Here is a 19,464-nt window from a genome sequence, read left to right as displayed (position 1 = left end):
TCTTTCCCGGAGTACCGGGAAAGAGCCTCACCTGTGCTTATCAGCTGTTCCTCACGGCGCCGACGTCGGCGTCATGTTCATCCGACGGGGAGCGGCACGGGCAGCGGGACGGGAAGCCCGCCGCCGAGGGCGCCCAGCAGGGTGCTGAGCAGGCCGCCGACCGCGTCCAGCAGTGAGCTCAGGAGACCGCCGGTCGGCGGCAGCGGGACCGGAAGCTCCGGGATCGGAAGGTCGTCGACCGGGAGGGCCGGCACGGGAAGGTCGTCGACCGGGAGGTCGGGGATCGGGGCGTCGACCGGAAGATCCGGGACCGGCGCATCGATCGGCAGGTCGGGGACCGGCGCGTCGACCGGCAGGTCGGGCACGGGTGCGTCGACCGGCAGGTCAGGCACCGGTGCGTCGACGGGAAGGTCCGGCACGGGCGCGTCCACGGGAACGTCGGGGACCGGCGCATCGACCGGCACGTCAGGGACCGGGGCGTCCACGGGGACGTCCGGGACGGGTGCGTCGACCGGCACGTCCGGCACGGGTGCGTCGACGGGAACGTCGGGCGCCGGCGCGTCCACCGGGGCGTCGGCTGCTGGGGCGTCGACGGGAGCGTCGGCTGCCGGGGCGTCGACCGGGTCGGTCGCGCCGATGAGGTGGGCCGCGGGCAGGTAGGCCCCTGGCTGCACCATCGCGCTCGCACCTGTTGCTGCCGTGCAGACCAGGCCGGCCGAGATGGCCAGCACCGTTCCCGCACGACTCATGACACGGAATCCTCGGATCATTGTGTTTCCCCTCGAATCGCTCCGCCGGAACAATGGTGTTGCACGTAAGCGTGGGTTCACCGCGAAATAGCGTCAGACGGGGTTTTCATCCTGTCAATCGGAACGTGAGCTGGAACACGTGGAATGAACCAAGACATTCCAGGACCGAACTCTGCGACAGGTCGTCATTAATAGCCGTAACCCAGACATCACAACAGTGATATCCGGTGGTTGCCTGGACACCGACTGGGTGGTTCCGGAGCGGGACAATCACCTTGGCCCGACGACGCCCGGGTGCCTACCCGCCCGCCATCGCCGACGCCGCACTTCGGGCCGGCCGGTTCGTGCCGCCGTTCAAGCGCGAGCGGATGACCTGGGTCAAGCCGTCGTTCTGCTGGATGATGTACCGCTGCCGCTGGGCGACCAAGCCCGGCCAGGAGCGGGTCCTCGCGGTGCGCATGTCGCGCACCGGCTTCGAGCAGGTGCTCAGCCTGGCCACCCTGAGCCACTTCGACCGCTCGCTGCACGACGACGCCGCGGCCTGGGCCGCGCAGAAGACGTCCAGCCCGGTCCGGGTCCAGTGGGACCCGGAGCGGACGCCGTCGGGCCGCGCGCTGGAGCACCGGTCCCTGCAGGTCGGGATCGGCGGCGTCGCCGTCGACGCCTATGTGGACGAGTGGGTGGTCGGACTGGACGACGTGACCGACCAGGTCCGGGCCTGGCGCGCCGAGCTGACCGCGGGCGGCTCGCCCGCGCTGCCGCAGGAGACGCCGTACGCGTTGCCGGCGGACGTCGCGGCACGGATCGGGGCGGACGGATAAAGCCTTCGGTGCGCAGGTGCCGGCCGTGCCAGGATCCCGTGCATGACGACGGCGACCGACCCCCTGCTCACCGCGGCCGAGCAGCGGCTGATCGATGCCGCGCTGGCGGTCGTCGCCCGGCTCCCCGAGGACGGGGCCTATCTGCACACCGTGGCGTCGGCGGTGATGGACGTCCACGGTGGCGTCCACACCGGCGCCAACGTCGGCCACTTCACGGGCGGGCCGTGCGCCGAGCTCGTGGCGCTGGGCACGGCGGCCGCCGCCGGCTCCGGCCCGATCGCGCTGATCGTCGCGGTCGGCGACGAGGGCCGCGGCGTCATCGGTCCGTGCGGGCGCTGCCGGCAGGTCTTGCTCGACCAGCAGCCCGACTGCCGTGTGATCGTTTCCGACGGTGGCGAGCCGTTCTCGGTCCCCGCTCGCGACCTGCTCACGCACGCCTACCAGCATCCGGACGCGGACCCGCCGCGCGTGCTGCGGTTCAGCCCGCAGCACTGGACGAGCGTGGTCGACGGCGCCAAGACCGCTACCACGCGGTTCGCCGATCCGGCTGTCCCGGGGCCGGTCACGCTGATGTTCGAGTTCGAGGACCGGTACCGGGCGCTGCCCGGGGTGGTCGACTCGGTGGAGCACGTCCGGTTCGCCGACATCACCGATGCCCAGGCTGCCCTGGAGGGCTGCACCGCCGACGAGCTGCGCACGGCGCTGCGGACGTACTACTACCCGGACGTCGCGGACGACGACGTGGTCGACTTCGTGCGGTTCCGGACCGTCGACCCGGGCTGACCGCGGGCCCGATAACAGCTCGATCAACCGGTGCCGGCCGTGCCAGGATCCCGCCCGTGAAGACGGTGACCCTGTGGCGGCCGACCGGGCCGCAGGAGCTGGCCCTGGTCGAGGAGTCGAACTGGCGTGCCTGGCCCCCGCGGCTCCCTGACCAGCCGATCTTCTACCCCGTCCTGAACGAGGACTACGCCACGCGCATCGCGCGGGACTGGAACGTCAAGGCCAGTGGCGCGGGATACGTGACCCGGTTCGACGTCGCCGCCGAGTTTCTCGACCGGTACGAGGTCCAGCAGGTCGGCGGGCGGACGATCCTCGAGTACTGGATCCCTGCGGAGGACCTGGACGAGCTGAACGCGAACATCGTGGGGCGGATCGAGGTCGTGGCGGAGTTCCGCTGACGCCGCCCGGCCGCGGCGCCGTCAGGTCTGGGGACGGAGCGTCGCGAAGCTGCGTTCGAGCAGCTCGCCCGCGGTGGTGCCGTCCTCGGCGTTCGCCCAGGTGGTGAGGGCGACGTCGAAGCAGGCTAGGGCCGACTGGACGATGATCTCGGCACGGAACGCGGCGTCGTCGTCGGACAGGCGGGCGGCGACGAGCGGTGTGAGCATGCGCGCCCACAGGAGGTGCTTCTCCAGGCTGCGGGCCCGGAGCGAGGCAGCACTGACCATCACACGCATGGCGCGTTTGCCGCGCTCGTCGTCCCCGCCCCCGGGGGGTGCCTGGGCGACGAGTGCCTCGAAGGCGAGGTGCAGCGAGTCCCAGACGGGCTCGTCCTGAGGGCGGCCGGCCAGGACGCCGCGCACGAACTCGCCGCCGCGTGCCGGGTCGCCGATGACGACGTCCTCCTTGGCGGGGAAGTAGCGGTGGAAGGTGCGCGCGGACATGCCCGCCTCGACGGCGATCTGCTCGACCGTCACCTGCTCGAAGCCGCGCTCGGCGAACAGCTCGAGCGCGATCTCGGTGATGCGCGCGCGCACGGCTTCGCGGCTGATCTCGCGCAGGGTCTGGCCGCTGCTCGGTCCGCTGCTCGTCGTGCTCGACATGCCCCCAGGGTAGCGTTGATGTCACATGTGTCAGGCTCTGCCAACAGCGGCGTATAGCGACACGGCGGGTGCCCGGTCAGTGCAGGGTCGGCACGTAGACGAGCTCCTGGATGCTGCCGTCGAGAGTCCGGTGCTCGATCAGCTCGAGGTCGAGGTCCGCGGCGCCCTGGAAGACCGGGTCAAGCCCGGTCTGCCCCGTCACGACGGGGAAGAGCGTCACCTGGACGCGGTCGACCAGGCCCGCGGCGAGCAGCGCCCGGTTCATCGACAGGCTGCCGTGCGACCGCAGCGGCACCGCGGACTCCTGCTTGAGCCGGGCGACGACGTCGACGGCGTCGCCGTTCTCCACCGTGGCGTCCGGCCAGTCGAGCGGGTTCTCCAGTGTCGAGGACACCACTGTCGTCGGCAGGTTCCACATCTTCGTGACCCAGGGGTCGAGCACCTCCGGGTTCTCGGTGCTCGAGGCCAGCATCCGCGCGAACGCGCGGTAGGTGGTGGCCCCGAGCACCAGGCGCTGATCGGCGTCGTACTCGGTCAGACGGCGGTCGAGCAGCTCAGGGCCCTGCTTGCCCCAGTAGCCCGTCCAGTCCCCGCCCGCGGCGCCGAAGCCGTCGAGGCTGGAGAAGACGTCGAACGTGTAGGTGGCGGGCATGGTGTTCCCCTCGTGTCGCGGGTGCGGTACGAGGGGGCAGACCGGTCCGCGCCGTGGGACTCATCGGCGTCACATCCGGTCGGGTGCGGTGAGCCCCAGCAGGTCGAGCCCGGTCGCCAGGGTGCGGCCCGTCAGCTGGCACAGCGCCAGACGGTTGGCGCGGACGCCGTCGTCGTCCGCCCGCAGGACCGGGCACTGGTCGTAGAACTCGGTGTACGCGCGGGCCAGGCCGAACAGGTAGCCGGCCAGGCGGTGCGGCTCGAGCGTCGCGGCGACGTCGTCGAGCGTCGCCGCGAGCTCGTCGAGCGTGAGGGCCAGCGCCCGTTCCGCGGGATGCAGGGGGAGGGCCGGGTCGATCGGCCGGCCGATCGCGACCCCGGCGTCGGCCGCCTTGCGCAGGATCGAGCGGACGCGCGCGTGCGCGTACTGGAGGTAGACGCCGGTGTTGCCGTTCAGCGCCACCATGCGGTCGACGTCGAAGACGTAGTCCTTGGTGCGCGTGTTCGACAGGTCGGCGTACTTCACCGCGCCGATGCCCGCCGCCTGCGCCACGCGTTCGAACTCCGCCGACGTGAGGCCGTGGTCCTTCTCGGCCAGCTCCGCGCGGGCCCGCTCGACGGCCTGGTCCAGCAGGTCGTTCAGGCGCACCGTGCCGCCGTCGCGCGTCTTGAACGGCTTGCCGTCGGCGCCCAGGACGGTGCCGAACGGGACGTGGGTCGCGGCGACGTCGTCGGGCAGCCAGCCGGCGCGGCGCGCGACGTCGAAGACCATCCGGAAATGCAGCGCCTGCCGCGCGTCGACGACGTAGAGGATGCGGGTGGCCCGGTACTCCTCGACGCGCAGGCGCAGCGTGGCGAGGTCGGTGGCTGCATAGCCGTAGCCGCCGTCCTTCTTGCGCACGATCAGCGGGACCGGATCGCCGTCCGGCCCGACGACGCCTGCGGTGAAGGCGCACAGGGCGCCGTCGGAGTCGACGGCGATGCCCTGGTCCACGAGCTCGTCGACGACGCCTTGGAGGTCGGCGTTGTAGCGGGACTCGCCGTCGGCGTCGGCCGGGGTGAGCAGGATGCCGAGCCGGTCGTAGACCGCCTGGAAGGCGGCCTCGGACTCGGCGACGAGCTCGCGCCAGGTGGCCAGCGTCGCGGCGTCGCCGGACTGGAGCGCGACCACGCGGGCGCGTGCGCGGTCGGCGAAGGCCGGGTCCGCGGTGAACTCGGCCCGGGCCGCCCGGTAGAGGGCGTCCAGGGCGGACATCGAGGCCTCGCCCTGCCAGGACTGCTCGGGGTGCTCGTCGATGTACTGGATGAGCATGCCGAACTGCGTGCCCCAGTCGCCGACGTGGTTCTGCCGGATCACGGTCGAGCCGAGGTGCGCCAGGACGCGGGCCAGGGTGTCGCCGATGATCGTGGAGCGCAGGTGGCCCACGTGCATCTCCTTGGCCACGTTGGGCGCGGAGTAGTCGATGACGGTGCGCTCGCCGCTGCGCGTCGGGGCGAGGCCCAGGTTCTCGTCGGCGAGGCGCGCGGCGACCTGCCGCCAGAGCGCCGCGGCAGGGACGGTGAGGTTGAGGAAGCCGGGGCCGGAGACCTCGGGGGTGACGGGGGTGACGGCGGCGGAGAGGCGGTCGGCCGTGGCCGTGGCGAGGTCGCGCGGGGCGCGGCCGACGCGCTTGGCGACGGCCAGCGGGCCGTTCGCCTGGAAGTCGGCGCGGTCGGATCGTCGGACCACCGGGTCGGTGCCGGCCAGCTCGGCCGGGAGCACCTCGGTCAGGGCGGCCCGGACGGCCGCCTCCACCTGGTCCTTGATCGCGACGACGTGGGACACGCGGGGCTTCTCCTCGAGGGTCGTACGGGTGGGTCCTGCCCAGGGGTGGGCGGGGTCGGGTCAGTCTAGGGACCGCCGACGCCGTCGTCCCGATGTATTACGCGGCCGACGACGGAGCGCATGACCAGGTGGACCGGGATGTCAACCAGGTCCGGTGTGATTTCACGTCACGTGAGGCATGCGTAGCCTGAAGGCCTGTCCGTACGCGAGGGGGTCGCTGATGGCTGGTCTGTGGGGTCGGAAGTCTCGTGCGAAGAGCTGGAAGCGCGGGCTCTGGGGGAGCACGACGAAGGGCCGGAGCAAGAACCTGACCAAGCGACTGTGGGGGAGCAGCAAGCGCACCAAGCGCGGGCTGTGGTGACGCCTGCGGTGGGGGCGGGGCCGCCTAGGCGTGTCCGGCTTGGGCGTTATGTGATCCTGGTGCCGTGGACAACCTCCTCGCGCAGCTTCCCGCCCTCATCGGTGTCACGCTCGGCGTCATCGGGACGCTCGCGACGACCATGGCCACCGACGCCGCACGGTGGCGTCGCGAGAGGTTTCACGACGCCTGCCTGCGGTACACGAGGGCGTTGCGGAGTTACTCACAGCTGGTCGCGGGCATCACCGCCGGGCATCGGCCCGGCGCCACGACGCCGCCGGTCGATCATGTGGCCGGCCTCGCTCGACTGTCGGGCGAGGAACTGGATCGTGCCGTGACCGACGCGTGGGAGGAACTCTGCCTGCTGGCGGACGCCGACACGGTCGCCGCGGCGCGCAGGATGCGAGCTGCCGCCAAGCGGATGGAGGGGTTCGCCCGGGTTGGCACCGACTCCGAGTTCGACGGCGACGGCTGGGATACCGAGGCGCTCAAGCTCCGACGCGCCCGCGATGCCTTTTACGCGGCGGCGCGGTCCCGCATGGGCGTCAAGGCGCTGTCGACGAGCTCGAGCCTGATCCACCATGACGACGTGGGCGGCTCGTCCCGACGGTGACGACTCGGACCGCTCACTGGTCGGTATCGTGCGGGGATGCCCGAGGGAGGGGCCTGCCGCGCCTGCCGGTCGCCGAACTTCCTGCGTACTCCCGTGACATCGGGGACGACCGCCTGCAATGGAAGACGAGGGCGTTGGTCCGGATCGCTGCCGGGCGGCCGTTCGTGTGGGGTGGACTCGGCGGTCGGGGTCACTGTTGGTGACCTGGCTCAGATCGCCGGGTGGTTGCACGACCTCGGCGACCGGCCCTGAGCCCCAGGGGCAGCCCGGGTCAGTCCTGCGGATCCGCCAGTACGACGACCCCCGGCTCCGCGTTCAGCAGGGGCACGGTCAGCCTCGCGGCGTCGTCCACGTGGATCCGCGGGTGCGCGGGCAGTTCCGTCTCGAAGTACGTGCCCGGGCCGTAGAGCTGGCCGTAGCGGATCACGACCCCGCCGGCGTCCAGGACGGCGGCCTCGTGCCAGGCTACGGCGTCGCCCCGGCCGGGCGGCGTCCAGGCGATGGACTGCGCGAGCACGCGGGGCGCGCCCGCGGCCTGTGCCGCCGCGAGCAGGTTGGCCGTGCCCTCGGTGCGGATGCGGGAGTTCGCTGCAGCGCGCGACGGGATCGCCGCGACGTCGTCGGGCAGGTCGGTGAGCTGGTGCATCACCAGGTCGGGCCGGAACGCGACGACTGCGGCCGCGAGCGCTGCTGCGTCGTAGACGTCGACGACGACCGGGCTGCCGCCGAGGCCCTCGATCAGGTCCGCGCGCTCGGGCGAGCGCGTGGTCCCGGCGACGTCATGGCCGGCAGCGACGAGCAGCGGCAGCAGACGGGACCCGATCACGCCGGTCGCGCCGGCGAGGAAGATGCGCACCGGAGCAGCGTAGGGAGGGTGCCTCGCGCGGTGCAAAGCCCGGGTTGGGTAGGCCGGAAGTGCGTCGTTGCGCTCGCCCCGACCGACAACTCCCTGGGGACGTCCGCACCGGCCTGTACGGCTTTCCGCAGTCTCCGCTCGACCTCGGTTTCCTAGGTTGAACAGCATGTTCACGACGCCAGGACCGCACCACATCCGCCGAGCCATCGCCGTCCTCCTCGTCGGTGCCGTCACCATGATCGGGACGGTCACCGTCGCCCTGCTCCTCGGGCGCAACCAGGTGCTCGCCTCGGTGACCGCCGGCACCGCACTCTCGACCTCGGCCAGCCTGCTGAGAGTCACGGAACCCGGACCCGCAGGTGCCTGGACGTCCGGCTCCTCGACGAGCAGCTTCGCGAGCGCGCCGTCCGGGGACGAGCACTTCCGGATCGGCAGCATCACCAAGACCTTCGTGGCCACGGCGATCCTGCAGCTCGTCGACGAGGGCAAGGTGGACCTCGACGCGCCCGTCGAGGCCTACCTGCCCGGCGTCGTGCCGAACGGCGCCGAGATCACCGTGCGGCAGATCCTCAACCACACCAGCGGCCTGTACGACTACATGAAGGGAGAAGGCTGGTCCACCAACCGGTGGCGCGGCGAGGCGCGCTTCGCGGGCCATCGCCCCGACCAGCTGTTGCACGCCGCCTTCGAGCACCGGCCGTACTTCGCGCCGGGCACCGACTTCCGCTACTCCAACACCAACTACATCGTGGCGGGGAGGCTCGTCGAGGCCGTCACCGGCCGCACGTACAGCGACGTGATCGAGCACCGGATCCTCGGTCCGCTGAACCTGACCGGGACGTCGTTCCCGGGCGCTGACCCAACCATCCCGGAGCCGGCGATCCATGCGACCACCACGCTCGAGGACGGGCAGAGCGTCGACGTCACCGAGCAGAACGTCTCGCTCGACTGGGCCGCAGGAGAGATGGTCTCCACGACTCGTGATCTCCAGGCTTTCTTCGAGGCCCTCCTGGGCGGTGACCTGATCAGCGAGGAGTCCCTCGTGCAGATGCGCACCACCGTCCCGATGGGCATGGGCTTCCACTACGGGCTGGGCCTGGAGCGGTTCGACCTGCCCTGCGGCGGCACGCTGTGGGGACACGGCGGACAGCTGCTCGGCTACGTCACCTATGCCTACCGGCGCGACGACGGCCGAAGCCTCACGATGTTGCTCGCCTCCGGCGACGACGACGGTTTCATCTCGTTCGCGACCGCCACGGGCGCGGCGTACTGCCTGACATGACTGGAGGCGCTCCTAGCCGTCCAGTCGCTCCTGCAGGACGACGGTCACGTCATCGCCCTCCTTCTTGCCGATCGCCTTGCGGACGTCCGCCTTGACGGGCAGCTTGTGGGTGCCGTCGCCCAACGCCATGAACGAGCTCCGGAACGGGTGGCCGTCGATCGTGCCCCGGACCTTCACCAGGCCGCGAGTGCCGAAGAACTCGACGGAACCCGGCCACACGACATAGGTCCAGCCGCCCTCGTTCGGGCTCTTCTGCAGCGTGGCGGTGAACTGCTCGTGCATCCCGGTACCGTCCGTTCGCCAGCCGTCGATGGGTTTCCACCATGGCACGGCACCGCGGGACCGCCAGCGGTCACGACTCCAGCGACCGCCGGCATGGCGGCCGTCGAGAAGCAGGGTTGTTGCTCTCTGCGCTGGGTCCCTCGGGCGGACAGCTCGCGGTACCTAGCAGAACGACTGGGCGTGCCAGGGCTCGGCTATGACCTGGGAGTCGTCGGCGTACAGGATGCGGCCGGGTTCGAACGTCCGGACGGAGCGCCAGCCGACACCGTAACGGTCGAGCAGGTCGAGATAGCCACGCGTGATGTCGAGCAGCTCAAATGCGTCGGCGCGAAAGAACGCGCGGGCATAGGGGTGCCGGTTGCGGTCATAGACGCTCGGGTCGACGGATGCCGGGTCCAGGTAAGCCGCGTTCATGAGGTCGTTGTGCGTACGCCACCAGGCCCGGTCCGTCTCTGACAGCCGCCCGGAGTGAGCCAGACCGTTGGCCAGTGCGAAGACGCCCGGGTAGGACATGCGGCGGTTCGGTTCGCGGGCCTCGTAGCGGATGTACTCCACGAGGGGCTGGAGCTCGTCAATCCTGTCCGTGATGTCGGCCCAGCCGTCATCGGGGATCTTGGTGAGCTCCCGGTACCGGGGGCCGAGCACGAAGTCGCCCAGGAAGGTCGCGAGATCGTCGGTGAGTCGCCGGAAGCCCATCCCGTCCGTCCAGTGGCCACCTGGTTCGCCGTCGACGAGCCATACGGAGCCGTCGTCCTCGTTCACGACAAGCAGGTCGACGTCGTGCATGCCACCGAATACGTGCCAGACACCTGGCGGAGCGTTCTGTCCCGGGGCGAGCCCGGCGAACGGGTCGTACCCCGCAGGCCGGGGCCCGTCGCTCAGCTGGACCACGCCGAGAACGAAACCGTTGGCGACCTCGAGCACGTCGGCGTGATCAGGGTGAACACCAGTAGGCAGAACGGTTGCCGGTCCCAAGACCTGATGGTTCATCGCCAGGCTGTCGTCGTTGTCCAGCAGGAGGCGCACCTGGATCAGACGCCGGGCTACGGTCTCGGGCAGGGACACGAGGTGAGGCTACTGCGACCCGGTGACGTCCTGGCCGCCCAGCCGCTTCAGTCGTCACAGGCCGGGAGTACCGAAGCACTCGACGGACCCAGGCCTGACGACGAGATCTACGACTCCAGCCACCGCAGGATCGCCAGCACCCGCCGGTTGTACCCGTCCGCCGCCACCAGCTCCAGCTTGTCGAAGATCGCGTTCGAGTGCTTCTCCACCGCCGACGTCGAGATGAACAGCGCCCGGGCGATCCCCGCGTTGGTGCGTCCCTCGGCCATCAGCGCCAGCACCTCCCGCTCCCTCTCGCTCAGGAACCCGAGCGGGTGCGACGTGTCCCGGAACAGCTGCCCCACCACCTCGGGGTCCAGCACCAGGCCCCCGGCCCGTACCCGGTCGAGGGCCTCCAGGAAGTCGTCCACACCCATCACCCGGTCCTTGAGCAGGTAGCCGACGGCGCGCGCCTCGTCGCCCAGCAGCACCTGCGTGAACTGCCGCTCCACGTACTGCGACAGCACGAGGATGCCCACGTCAGGCCAGCGCTCGCGGATCTGCACCGCGGCCCGCACACCCTCGTCGGTGTGGGTCGGGGGCATGCGGACGTCCAGCACGACGACATCAGGCCGCTCGGCCTCGAGGCGCTGCAGCAGGCCGTCGGCGGAGCCGTACGCCGCGACGACGTCGTGGCCCTCGTCCGTCAGGAGGCTGCGGATACCTTCCCGCAGCAGGGCGGAGTCCTCGGCCAGCATCACACGCACGGCAGCGTCACCTCGATCCGCGTGGGGCCGCCGGCGGGACTCTCGATGGTCAGCGCCCCACCCGCTGCGGCCGCGCGGCCGGTCAGACCCGCGAGCCCGTGGCCGGGGCGGGGCGCGGCGCCGCCCGCGCCGTCGTCGCTGATCACCACGTGCACGTCGCCGGCCTCCGGGTTCTTGTCGTCGGTGAGTCGCACGGCCACGCGGGCACCCTCGGCCCCCGCATGCTTCGCCACGTTCGTCAGCGCTTCCGCCACCACGTAGTACACCGTCGTCTCCACCCCGGGCGGCAGCCGCACCGGCACCGCCCAGTCCAGCGCCGTCGGCACCGCGGTGCGCGACACGAGCTGCCGCAGCACCGGCTCCAGCCCGTGCGTGTCCAGCGTGGTGGGTCGTACCCGCCAGGCGACGTCGCGCAGGTCCGTCACGAGCTGCTCCGCCTCGCGCCCCGCCTGCTCCAGCAGCAGGGAGCCCGCCGAGCCGGGCCCGGCCAGCCGCCGCGCCCGGTTGACCAGCAGGCCGAGGGCGACGGCCCGCTGCTGCACGCCGTCGTGCAGGTCCCGCTCGATGCGGCCGCGTTCCGTGTCGAGGGCCGACAACAGGTCCGCGCGGCTGACCGTCAGCTCCTCGACCTGCGCCTCCAGCCGTTCGCTGCGGCTCGGCGACAACCACCGGGCGGCGGTCCACCGGTCCAGCAGACCCACCCCGAACAGCCCCATGAGGTCCAGGTACAGCAGGATCGCGCCGATGGGCACCAGCACGATCACGCCCCACGTCGACAGACCGTCGCCCTGGACCGCGGCGTCCACGGTGAGGCGCACGTCGAACAGCCAGGACGCCAGGCTCACGACCACCCCGAACACGCCGTACACCAGCAGCCCCAGCACCAGGAGGCTGAGCGAGCTCATCCCGACGCGCAGCGCGAGGTACGCGGCGGCGCGCCGGGAGGTGAGCGGGACGCCCGCGTCGGACCAGTCGAGGAACCGGACCGCGCGCCGGCGGTGCCACGCGACCGCGGCGCGCACCGGCCCGAGCGGTGCCGGACCGCCTGCCGTCAGCAGCGCCAGCACGGCGCAGAACAGGTCGATCGGCCAGGTGACGGCGCCGAGGGCAGCACCCCACATCACCCGTACGGGGGAGCTGCGCGGGGCGGCGGGGGCTGGGTTCACCTCGTCAGGATAGGGACGACGGCGGCCGGGCGGACTGCGGAAAACCACACGTCACCTGCGGCATACCCGCACGCCGTGACGGACTACCGCAGTCCGCCGACCCTCGCGGGCCGAATAGCGTAGGGGCATGACGACACAAAGCTTCGCCACGACCGTCGCCGACTGGGCCGTCGGGCTCATGGAGACCCTCGGCGCACCGGGCGCAGGCGTAGCGATCGCCCTCGAGAACCTGTTCCCGCCCCTTCCGAGCGAGGTGATCCTGCCGCTGGCAGGCTTTACAGCGGCGCAGGGCACCCTCGTGCTGTGGCAGGTGCTCGTCTGGACGACGGCGGGGTCGGTCGTCGGTGCGGTCCTCCTCTACGGGCTCGGCGCGTGGCTCGGGCGGGACCGGCTGCGCAACATCGTGGACCGGATGCCGCTGGTGAAGCTGGAGGACGTCGACAAGGCGGAGACCTGGTTCAACCGGCACGGCGACTGGGCGGTGCTCATCGGCCGCGTCATCCCGATCGTGCGCAGCCTCATCTCCATCCCGGCCGGTGTGGAGCGCATGCCGCTGACGCGCTTCCTGCTGTTCACGACGCTCGGCTCGGGCGTGTGGAACACCCTGCTGGTCGGCGCCGGCTACCTGCTGGGGGACCAGTGGCACATCGTCGAGGAGAGCGTCGGCGTGTTCCAGAAGGTCGTCATCGTCGTGGCCGTCCTGCTGATCGTGTGGTGGCTGGTCAAGACGCTGCGCAACCCCGACCGGCCGCGCCATGCCCGCCAGCGCTGATCGGGCATGATGCAACCGTGACTGACGACCGCACCGCCCAGACTCTCCGCTCCATCGCCCCCTACCTCGCCGACTGGGCCTCGTTCCAGGCCGCGTACCACGGCATCCCCGGCCTGCAGCTCGCCGTCGGACGCCGCGGCGAGGTGTTCGTCGACCTCGCCTGGGGCAAGGCCGACGTCGAGACGGGGGAGGACCTCACCAGCGACCACCTGTTCCGTGTCGCGTCGCACTCCAAGACGTTCACCGGCGTCATGGTGATGCAGCTCGTGGAGCGCGGCGAGCTGCGGCTCGACGACCGCGTGGGTGACCTTGTGCCGGAGCTGGACGGCTCGCGCGCCGCCGGCGTCACCGTCCGGGAGCTGCTCGGTCACCAGGCCGGGATCATCCGCGACTCCTCCGACGGCGACTTCTGGCAGCACCAACGGCCCTTCCTCGACCGCGCCGAGGTGCTGGAGTGCGTACGCGCCGAGGGCGTCGTGTTCGAGCCGAACGAGCACTTCAAGTACACGAACATCGGCTACAGCCTGCTCGGCATCATCATCGAGCAGGTCACCGGCAAGACGTACGACGAGGTGGCCCGCGTCGCCGTCGTCGAGCCGCTGGGGCTGACGCGGACCGGTACCGAGCTGGACCCCGCCCGCGCAGCCGAGTACGCCGCCGGCCACACCGGGCGGATCGCCCACGGCGACGCGCGCCAGGTCATCCCCCACGTCGACACCCGAGCGATGGCCGCGGCGACCGGCTGGTACTCCACGGCACGGGAGATGGTCCGCTACGGTGCCGCGCACGTCCATGGCGACACGACCCTGATCAGCGACGCCAGCAAGCGCATCATGCAGCGCGACGAGTCCCGCGTCGCGGTGCGCGGCAAGGAGCTCGGCCGCTACGGCGTCGGCATCGAGGTCGGCAAGGTCGGGGACCGTGAGGTCGTCGGGCACTCCGGCGGCTACCCGGGGCACATCACCCGCACCTGGATCGACCCGGTCGACGGCATCGTCGTCTCCTCCCTCACCAACTCCGTCGACGGCACCGCCGGGCAGATCGCCAACGGCGTCATCCAGCTGATCAACCTGGCGCTCGCGGCGGCGGACGAGGTGGCGGCCGCCGAGGTGCTCGCGGGTGCCTCCGGCAAGGGCGGCGACCCGGCGACCGGCGTGCCGGCCGACGCGCCCGTCGGGCGGTTCGCCAACCTGTGGGGCGTTGCCGACATCGTGGACCTCGGCGGGATCCTGCACGCGATCAACGTGCGCGCCGCCGAGCCCGCCGAGGTCGCGCAGCGCCTCGTCGTGTCCGACGGCCGGCTGGTGCAGGAGCCCGTGGCCGGGTTCGGCACGGTGGGTGAGCCGGTCCAGACGGAGCGCGACGCCGACGGCGAGATCGTCTCGGTGCGGATCGGCGCGATGACGTCCTGGCCCCTGGCCGAGTACCGCGCGCGGACGGGCCGGTAGGGCACGGCGAGCGGCCAACCGGTCAGGGCGGGCTGCCGCTCAGGGTGTGTTGCGGAGAGTGGACGTCGTCGACTCTCCGCAACACACGCCGCGCGCGTGACCTCGTCTGGTCACCAGCCGTTCGTCGAGGCGGTGTTGCCCTCGCCCCCGATGTTGATCGCGTTGTTGGACCCGAGATGAATCTGTGGTCCCCGGTACGTCGCATCGCGCTGCGCCCGGTTGGCGTCGTCCTGGACCCGGTCCAGAGGGTCCCGCGTCCAGCTGCTGAGCACGACCGCGACACGGCCACCCATGCGGATGTGCAGTTCGTGCCACACCTTGCGTGACCTGCGGCGCGCGAGGATGTAAACGACCACGCCCGCCCCCAGGACCGAGATCCCGAGCACCGTCGAGCCGGAGGGCGTCAGGGTAGGACCCAGGTCGGTCCCCGAGTTTCCCGCCCAGGCGAATGCGATCCCGAACAGGATGGCGACCCTGGCCAGCACCTTGACGAACCAGTGGCTGCGGCGAGCCGGTTTGCGCAACCAGCTCTCCATGCCCTCGATGTGCTGCACCGAGTACGAGCTGCCGCCGACCCAGAGCAGGCCGTCCGCGACCTGCACGGTCAGGTTCGTCGGCGGCTTGTCGCCCTGGCTCACAGGCCGAGAGCCCTGATCGCGTCGCCCACCGCTCGTGCCGCTCCCGCGGCCAGGGTGGTCGTGCCGCTCAGCCCTTCGATGAACGACTTCGCGAGCGTCAGCTTGCGGCCCAGGCGTGCGGAGTCGTGTGCCGGAACCTGCTCGATCTCCTCCGTCACGTCCTCGAGCACCGCACGGTCGGCCTCCGGGACGTGCAGGGCCAGTGCGCGCATCGCCTCCACCGCGGCGATCAGCTCGGCGGGCGTGACGCCGTTGCCGACATTCGTGACGTTCGCCGTGTTGCCGGACCCGCCGATGTTGATGGCGTTGCCGGAACCGGCCGAGAAGCTGCGGTCCGAGAAGTTGTTCAATGGCTCTTCCTCTGCATGTCAGTCGAGCTGTCGGCAAGAGCAGGGCATCTGATCGAACGGAGTTGGATTCTTCCAGATATCGCCAGGTTTTCGGGGTCGAAAGGGTGAATCGCGCAAACGGCCCTCCGCGTGACCCGGGCGCTCCCGCGGTAGCGTTGTCAGGTGACTTTCAGCGAGGGCGGGCAGTTCGAGGGCGGCCGGGTCCGCAAGGGCGGCGGACGCCGGGGCGCCGTCGGCGCCGGAGTCGGCGGCGGTGCGGCGCTCGTCATCGCACTGCTGTACATGGTGCTGACCGGCAACAGCCCGGCCGACATCCTCGGGACCACCACCGACAGCGGTGGTGGCGGTGAGCAGCAGTACATCGGCACGTGCACCGCCGAGCAGGCGAACGTCGACCAGGAGTGCCGGCTCAGCGCCGCCGTCGACTCGCTGGACGTCTACTGGGCCGAGACGCTCCCGGAGCAGGGCGGCGTCGAGTACGAGCTGCCCGAGGTCGTCAGCTTCAAGGACGCGGTCGACACCGGCTGCGGTTCCGCGACGTCGGCCACGGGGCCGTTCTACTGCCCGGCCGACACGACCGTGTACGAGGACCTCTCGTTCTACGACCAGCTCTCCAGCCAGTTCGGCGCCGAGGGCGGGCCGCTCGCGGAGATGTATGTGACCGCGCACGAGTTCGGGCACCACATCGAGAACCAGCTCGGGCTGTTCGAGCAGGCCGACCGGTCGGGCACCGGCCCCGAGTCGGACTCGGTGCGCATCGAGCTCATGGCGGACTGTCTCGCCGGGATGTGGGCCGGCAACGCCGCGACCACCAAGGACCCGGACACGGGCGTGCCGTTCCTCCAGCCCATCTCGCAGACACAGCTGGAGCAGGCGCTGTCCGCCGCCGCGGCCGTGGGCGACGACAACATCCAGCGCCGCTCCGGCGGCGGCGTGAACCCCGAGGCGTTCTCGCACGGCTCCAGCGAGCAGCGCGTGCGGTGGTTCTCGATCGGCTACGACGGCGGCACCATCCAGGACTGCAACGCCCTGGACGCCCGCACCCTCTGACGTTACGGTGGGCGGCATGCACCTCAGCGCACGCACGACGACGCCGGACCCCTCCGGCGCGCGCTGACCTGCACTCAGCACCCAGGCCCCGGAGCTCGCTCCGGGGCCTTTGCCGTGCTCGACGGCGGTACCGGGGCGGCTCCTCCATCGAAGGAGCACCGTCATGAACGTCCCCGCACCGAACCAGCAGCAGGCACAGCCCCAGTCCCAGGCAGCTGCTGAAGCACCGGCCGTCCGTCCCGGACCCGCCGAGGCGCCCGCCGTCCTCGACCACCGCACCCTCGGCCGCGAGATGCGGATCTTCGACACCAGCCCGCTGGTCGGGCCCGGCCTGCCGCTGTGGCTGCCCGCCGGCGCGGCGATCCGGTACGAGCTGGAGCAGTACGCCCGCGAGGTCGCGCTGCGCACCGGCTGCGAGCCCGTGTACTCCCCGGTGCTCGGCAAGCGGTCCCTGTACGAGCGCTCGGGCCACTGGGCCAAGTTCGCGGACGACATGTTCCCGCCGATGTACCTCGGCGGGAACGCCGAGGGCTCCGGTTCGGTGTCGGAGACCGACGGGAGCCCAGACCTCGACGGCAGCCCGGACGCCGACGCCGGTTCCGGCCCGCGGGGAGCCGACGCCGACCCCCTCGTCCTGCGCCCCGCCAACTGCCCGCACCACGCGCAGATCTACGCGTCCGAGCCGCGGTCGTACCGTGACCTGCCCGTGCGGTACGCGGAGCTCGCGTCGATGTTCCGGGCCGAGCGGTCCGGGGTGCTGTCGGGGCTGAGCCGGGTGCGGCAGATCAACCTGGACGACGCGCACGTCTTCTGCCGTCCCGACCAGGTCGGGGCCGAGGTGCGCACCGCGCTGGCCGCCGTCCTGGAGGTGCTCGACACCCTGGGCATCGAGGTGGCGTACCTGCGCCTGTCCGGCCGGGACGCCTCCGACAGGTGGCTCGGCGCGCCCGAGCAGTGGGCCGCGGCCGAGGAGGCCCTGCGCGCGGTGCTCGACGACGTCGCCTCGCCCGCCGACGTGCCGTGGCACGCCGAGGCCGGTGAGGCGACGTTCTACGGCCCCAAGATCGACGTCCAGGTGCTCGACGCGCGCGGCCACGAGGAGACCCTCGCGACCGTGCAGCTCGACTTCAACCAGCCCGAGCGGTTCGACCTGACCTACGTCGCGGCGTCCGGCGAGCGCGAGCGCGTCGTGATGATCCACCGCGGCACCGTCGGTGCCATGGAACGGATGGTCGCGTTCCTCCTGGAGCGGCACGGCGGACGGCTCCCGTTCTGGCTCGCGCCGGTGCAGGTCTGCCTGCTGCCCCTGCCGGACGGCGCCTCCGACGGGGCCTCCGACGGCGCCCCGGGTGTCGACCAGCTCGTCGACGACCTCGCGGCCGACCTGAAGGCCCGCGGCCTGCGGGTCCGGGTGGAACGGGAGGGCTCGCTGGGCAGCCGGATCCGCCGGGCCCGGGAGCGGCGGGACGCGCTGCTGGGGGTGCTGGGCACTCGCGAGGTGGCGGCGGGCGCGCTGGCGGTGACCGATCCGGCGTCGGGCGGCCGGGCCTCGGTGCCGCTCGCGGAGCTGGGCGACCGTCTGGCGGAGGCGGCGCGCCGGCGGGTGCCGCGGGTCAGCCTGTGAGTGCCGCCGGGCCTGCGGGCCCGCGCGGTGCGTCGCCGGGCGGTCAGCGCACCCAGGTCCGCCGGTCGCGGGCCGCCAGGTGGACGACCTCCAGCTCGCGGTCGGTGAGCACCGGCCGGTGCTTCTCGAGCCAGGGCACGAGCTCCCGGGCCGTCAGCACCTCGACGCCCTCGCTCGAGCCCTCGACGCGGGGCTCCTTGGTGCGCACGAAGACGATGACCGGCCGCACGGTGATCGGCACGCGGGTGGCCCGGCCCAGGATCTCCTGGGTGCGGCGCGCCTCGTTCCGGGCGGCCTCCGCGGTGACCTCGTGCGCCGGTCGGTGGATCGAGTGGATGGTGAAGACCCCGCCGGGGCCGATGACGAGCTGGTCGAGCTCCAGGGCGCCGCCGTCCGACTGGACGGACTGCAGCACGCGCCAGACCGGGCGCCGGGCCACGAGCTTCCAGAGCTGGTCCGCGGCGCCGCGGGCCCCGGCGATCCGGTGCCGCAGCTCGCGGTGGTACGCGTCGGGCCGGCCGGTCAGCCGGCCGCGCAGCACGGCCGCGGCGTGCTGCCGGAAGTAGGCGCGGCGCCGGGCGATCAGGTGCTTCGCCGGCCGGTTGGCCGTGAGGTCGTCACCGCCCGTCAGGCGGCCCGCGCGCAGGTGCGGCAGGGCGTCGGCGACGGTGACAGGAACGCTGGAGGTCTCAGGGTCCATGGGCCGGACGTTACGTCCGCGGCGCCGGGTGCGCGCGCCCTGGCGGTGAAGGGATCACCTGCCCGGGAACGCCTTGCGCGCCATCAGCACCACGACCAGCGCGGCCACCACGAGCGCCGCGCCGGTGTACGGGACGGCGGCGACGCCCGCGCCGTCGAGCACGAGGGCGCCGAGCGCCGCGCCGCCGCCGATACCGATGTTCGCCGTCGCGTTCACCAGCGCGCCGACGACGTCGGGCGAGGCTCCGTGCGTCCGGATCGCCGCCGTCTGGAACACGGCGGCGACGGCGCCGAAGCCGATGCTCCACACGGCCGCGGCGGCGAGCGTGCCGACCGTCGCCGGGAACACGATCCCGAGGGCGAGCACTCCGCCCGCGACCACGGACAGGGTGATCACCGTGGTCTGCCGGGGCCGGACGTCGAGCCGCGCGGCGGCGAACGCGGCCCCGACGAGCCCGAGCGCCCCGATCAGCAGCAGCGCGGGGCCGAGCGCCGCGGTGGCGAGCCCGGCGGCCAGCAGCAGCACGGAGATGTAGGTGTAGACCGTGAAGTGGCCGAGGTACGCCAGCGCGTTGGCCGTGGTGACCTGGGCGAGGGCGGTGCGCCGGGCGCCGCGGGCGGCGTCGTCCGGGGGAGCGCCGCCGCC

At 71.9% G+C, this 19,464-nt stretch carries 21 protein-coding genes and 1 pseudogene; 9 read left to right on the top strand and 13 right to left on the bottom strand.

The features are described from left to right. Positions 1-77 precede the first annotated feature (77 nt). Positions 78-749, bottom strand: coding sequence for a hypothetical protein (locus tag ACFWEJ_RS15225; protein WP_377230046.1), 672 nt, complete (start codon positions 747-749; stop codon positions 78-80). 275 nt (positions 750-1,024) lie between these two features. Between ACFWEJ_RS15225 and ACFWEJ_RS15220 the strand changes: the two genes are divergently transcribed. Genes ACFWEJ_RS15220 through ACFWEJ_RS15210 form a run of 3 tightly spaced genes read left to right on the top strand, consistent with a single transcriptional unit; the run spans position 1,025 to position 2,751 of the window. Continuing rightward, positions 1,025-1,570: a DUF4291 domain-containing protein gene (locus ACFWEJ_RS15220; protein ID WP_377230045.1), complete on the top strand. Its 546-nt coding sequence runs from the start codon at positions 1,025-1,027 to the stop codon at positions 1,568-1,570. Between the two features lie 42 nt (positions 1,571-1,612). Beyond that, positions 1,613-2,353, top strand: coding sequence for an ASCH domain-containing protein (locus tag ACFWEJ_RS15215; protein WP_377230044.1), 741 nt, complete (start codon positions 1,613-1,615; stop codon positions 2,351-2,353). 56 nt (positions 2,354-2,409) lie between these two features. Beyond that, a complete protein-coding gene (locus ACFWEJ_RS15210) occupies positions 2,410-2,751 on the top strand; it encodes a hypothetical protein (RefSeq protein ID WP_377230043.1) in 342 nt (113 codons plus the stop codon). Positions 2,752-2,772: 21 nt separating this feature from the next. Here ACFWEJ_RS15210 and ACFWEJ_RS15205 read toward each other — a convergent pair whose 3' ends face one another. From ACFWEJ_RS15205 to argS, 3 genes are all read right to left on the bottom strand, one after another. Then, a complete protein-coding gene (locus ACFWEJ_RS15205; RefSeq protein ID WP_377230042.1) occupies positions 2,773-3,393 on the bottom strand; it encodes a TetR family transcriptional regulator in 621 nt (206 codons plus the stop codon). Between the two features lie 76 nt (positions 3,394-3,469). Continuing rightward, positions 3,470-4,045: a dihydrofolate reductase family protein gene (locus tag ACFWEJ_RS15200; protein WP_377230041.1), complete on the bottom strand. Its 576-nt coding sequence runs from the start codon at positions 4,043-4,045 to the stop codon at positions 3,470-3,472. Between the two features lie 69 nt (positions 4,046-4,114). Beyond that, the gene (gene argS / locus ACFWEJ_RS15195; protein WP_377230040.1) at positions 4,115-5,869 is read right to left on the bottom strand and encodes an arginine--tRNA ligase; all 1,755 of its coding nucleotides are present in this window, start codon (positions 5,867-5,869) and stop codon (positions 4,115-4,117) included. A 425-nt stretch (positions 5,870-6,294) separates the two neighbouring features. On the opposite strand from argS, the gene ACFWEJ_RS15190 reads away from it, so the two are divergent. Then, the gene (locus tag ACFWEJ_RS15190) at positions 6,295-6,840 is read left to right on the top strand and encodes a hypothetical protein (RefSeq protein ID WP_377230039.1); all 546 of its coding nucleotides are present in this window, start codon (positions 6,295-6,297) and stop codon (positions 6,838-6,840) included. A 271-nt stretch (positions 6,841-7,111) separates the two neighbouring features. Here ACFWEJ_RS15190 and ACFWEJ_RS15185 read toward each other — a convergent pair whose 3' ends face one another. Beyond that, positions 7,112-7,696, bottom strand: coding sequence for an NAD-dependent epimerase/dehydratase family protein (locus ACFWEJ_RS15185; RefSeq protein WP_377230038.1), 585 nt, complete (start codon positions 7,694-7,696; stop codon positions 7,112-7,114). A gap of 166 nt (positions 7,697-7,862) precedes the next feature. Here ACFWEJ_RS15185 and ACFWEJ_RS15180 point away from each other — a divergent pair, with 166 nt between their 5' ends. Beyond that, a complete protein-coding gene (locus ACFWEJ_RS15180) occupies positions 7,863-8,978 on the top strand; it encodes a serine hydrolase domain-containing protein (RefSeq protein WP_377230037.1) in 1,116 nt (371 codons plus the stop codon). Between the two features lie 12 nt (positions 8,979-8,990). On the opposite strand, the gene ACFWEJ_RS15175 is transcribed toward ACFWEJ_RS15180, so the two are convergent. The 4 genes from ACFWEJ_RS15175 to ACFWEJ_RS15160 form a co-directional block, all read right to left on the bottom strand. Continuing rightward, entirely contained in the window at positions 8,991-9,260 is a 270-nt protein-coding gene (locus ACFWEJ_RS15175; RefSeq protein ID WP_377230036.1) for a DUF1905 domain-containing protein, read from the bottom strand. 162 nt (positions 9,261-9,422) lie between these two features. Then, positions 9,423-10,325 (bottom strand): hypothetical protein, encoded by a 903-nt coding sequence (locus ACFWEJ_RS15170; protein WP_377230035.1) that lies wholly within the window; start codon positions 10,323-10,325, stop codon positions 9,423-9,425. A gap of 107 nt (positions 10,326-10,432) precedes the next feature. Further along, positions 10,433-11,071 carry a response regulator gene (locus ACFWEJ_RS15165; RefSeq protein WP_377230034.1) on the bottom strand — a complete coding sequence of 213 codons (639 nt, stop codon included), beginning with the start codon at positions 11,069-11,071 and terminating at the stop codon, positions 10,433-10,435. Further along, entirely contained in the window at positions 11,062-12,237 is a 1,176-nt protein-coding gene (locus tag ACFWEJ_RS15160) for a sensor histidine kinase (protein WP_377230033.1), read from the bottom strand. Before ACFWEJ_RS15160 ends, ACFWEJ_RS15165 begins: the two co-directional genes overlap by 10 nt. Positions 12,238-12,364: 127 nt before the next feature. On the opposite strand from ACFWEJ_RS15160, the gene ACFWEJ_RS15155 reads away from it, so the two are divergent. Together ACFWEJ_RS15155 and ACFWEJ_RS15150 are read left to right on the top strand one after the other, a co-directional pair. Then, positions 12,365-13,009, top strand: coding sequence for a DedA family protein (locus ACFWEJ_RS15155; RefSeq protein ID WP_377230032.1), 645 nt, complete (start codon positions 12,365-12,367; stop codon positions 13,007-13,009). A gap of 17 nt (positions 13,010-13,026) precedes the next feature. After that, positions 13,027-14,457 carry a serine hydrolase domain-containing protein gene (locus tag ACFWEJ_RS15150; protein WP_377230031.1) on the top strand — a complete coding sequence of 477 codons (1,431 nt, stop codon included), beginning with the start codon at positions 13,027-13,029 and terminating at the stop codon, positions 14,455-14,457. Between the two features lie 110 nt (positions 14,458-14,567). Here the strand turns inward: ACFWEJ_RS15150 and ACFWEJ_RS15145 are convergent, their stop codons facing one another. Beyond that, positions 14,568-15,095, bottom strand: coding sequence for a DUF6232 family protein (locus ACFWEJ_RS15145; protein WP_377230030.1), 528 nt, complete (start codon positions 15,093-15,095; stop codon positions 14,568-14,570). Then, complete coding sequence (locus tag ACFWEJ_RS15140) at positions 15,092-15,445, bottom strand: hypothetical protein (RefSeq protein WP_377230029.1); 354 nt, start codon at positions 15,443-15,445, stop codon at positions 15,092-15,094. Before ACFWEJ_RS15140 ends, ACFWEJ_RS15145 begins: the two co-directional genes overlap by 4 nt. 162 nt (positions 15,446-15,607) lie before the next feature. Here ACFWEJ_RS15140 and ACFWEJ_RS15135 point away from each other — a divergent pair, with 162 nt between their 5' ends. Continuing rightward, a complete protein-coding gene (locus tag ACFWEJ_RS15135) occupies positions 15,608-16,495 on the top strand; it encodes a neutral zinc metallopeptidase (protein ID WP_377230028.1) in 888 nt (295 codons plus the stop codon). Positions 16,496-16,658: 163 nt separating this feature from the next. Further along, entirely contained in the window at positions 16,659-18,119 is a 1,461-nt protein-coding gene (locus tag ACFWEJ_RS15130) for an aminoacyl--tRNA ligase-related protein (protein WP_377230027.1), read from the top strand. A 43-nt stretch (positions 18,120-18,162) separates the two neighbouring features. On the opposite strand, the gene ACFWEJ_RS15125 is transcribed toward ACFWEJ_RS15130, so the two are convergent. Together ACFWEJ_RS15125 and ACFWEJ_RS15120 are read right to left on the bottom strand one after the other, a co-directional pair. Beyond that, a complete protein-coding gene (locus ACFWEJ_RS15125) occupies positions 18,163-18,819 on the bottom strand; it encodes a hypothetical protein (protein WP_377230026.1) in 657 nt (218 codons plus the stop codon). Positions 18,820-18,873: 54 nt separating this feature from the next. Then, positions 18,874-19,464, bottom strand: a pseudogene (locus tag ACFWEJ_RS15120) (MFS transporter); the annotation flags it as partial.

The organism is Promicromonospora sp. NPDC060204 (genome assembly GCF_042728455.1).
Lineage (GTDB): Bacteria > Actinomycetota > Actinomycetes > Actinomycetales > Cellulomonadaceae > Promicromonospora.
Note: the sequence above shows the minus strand (reverse complement) of the source record. Positions and strands in the feature narration are given on the sequence as shown.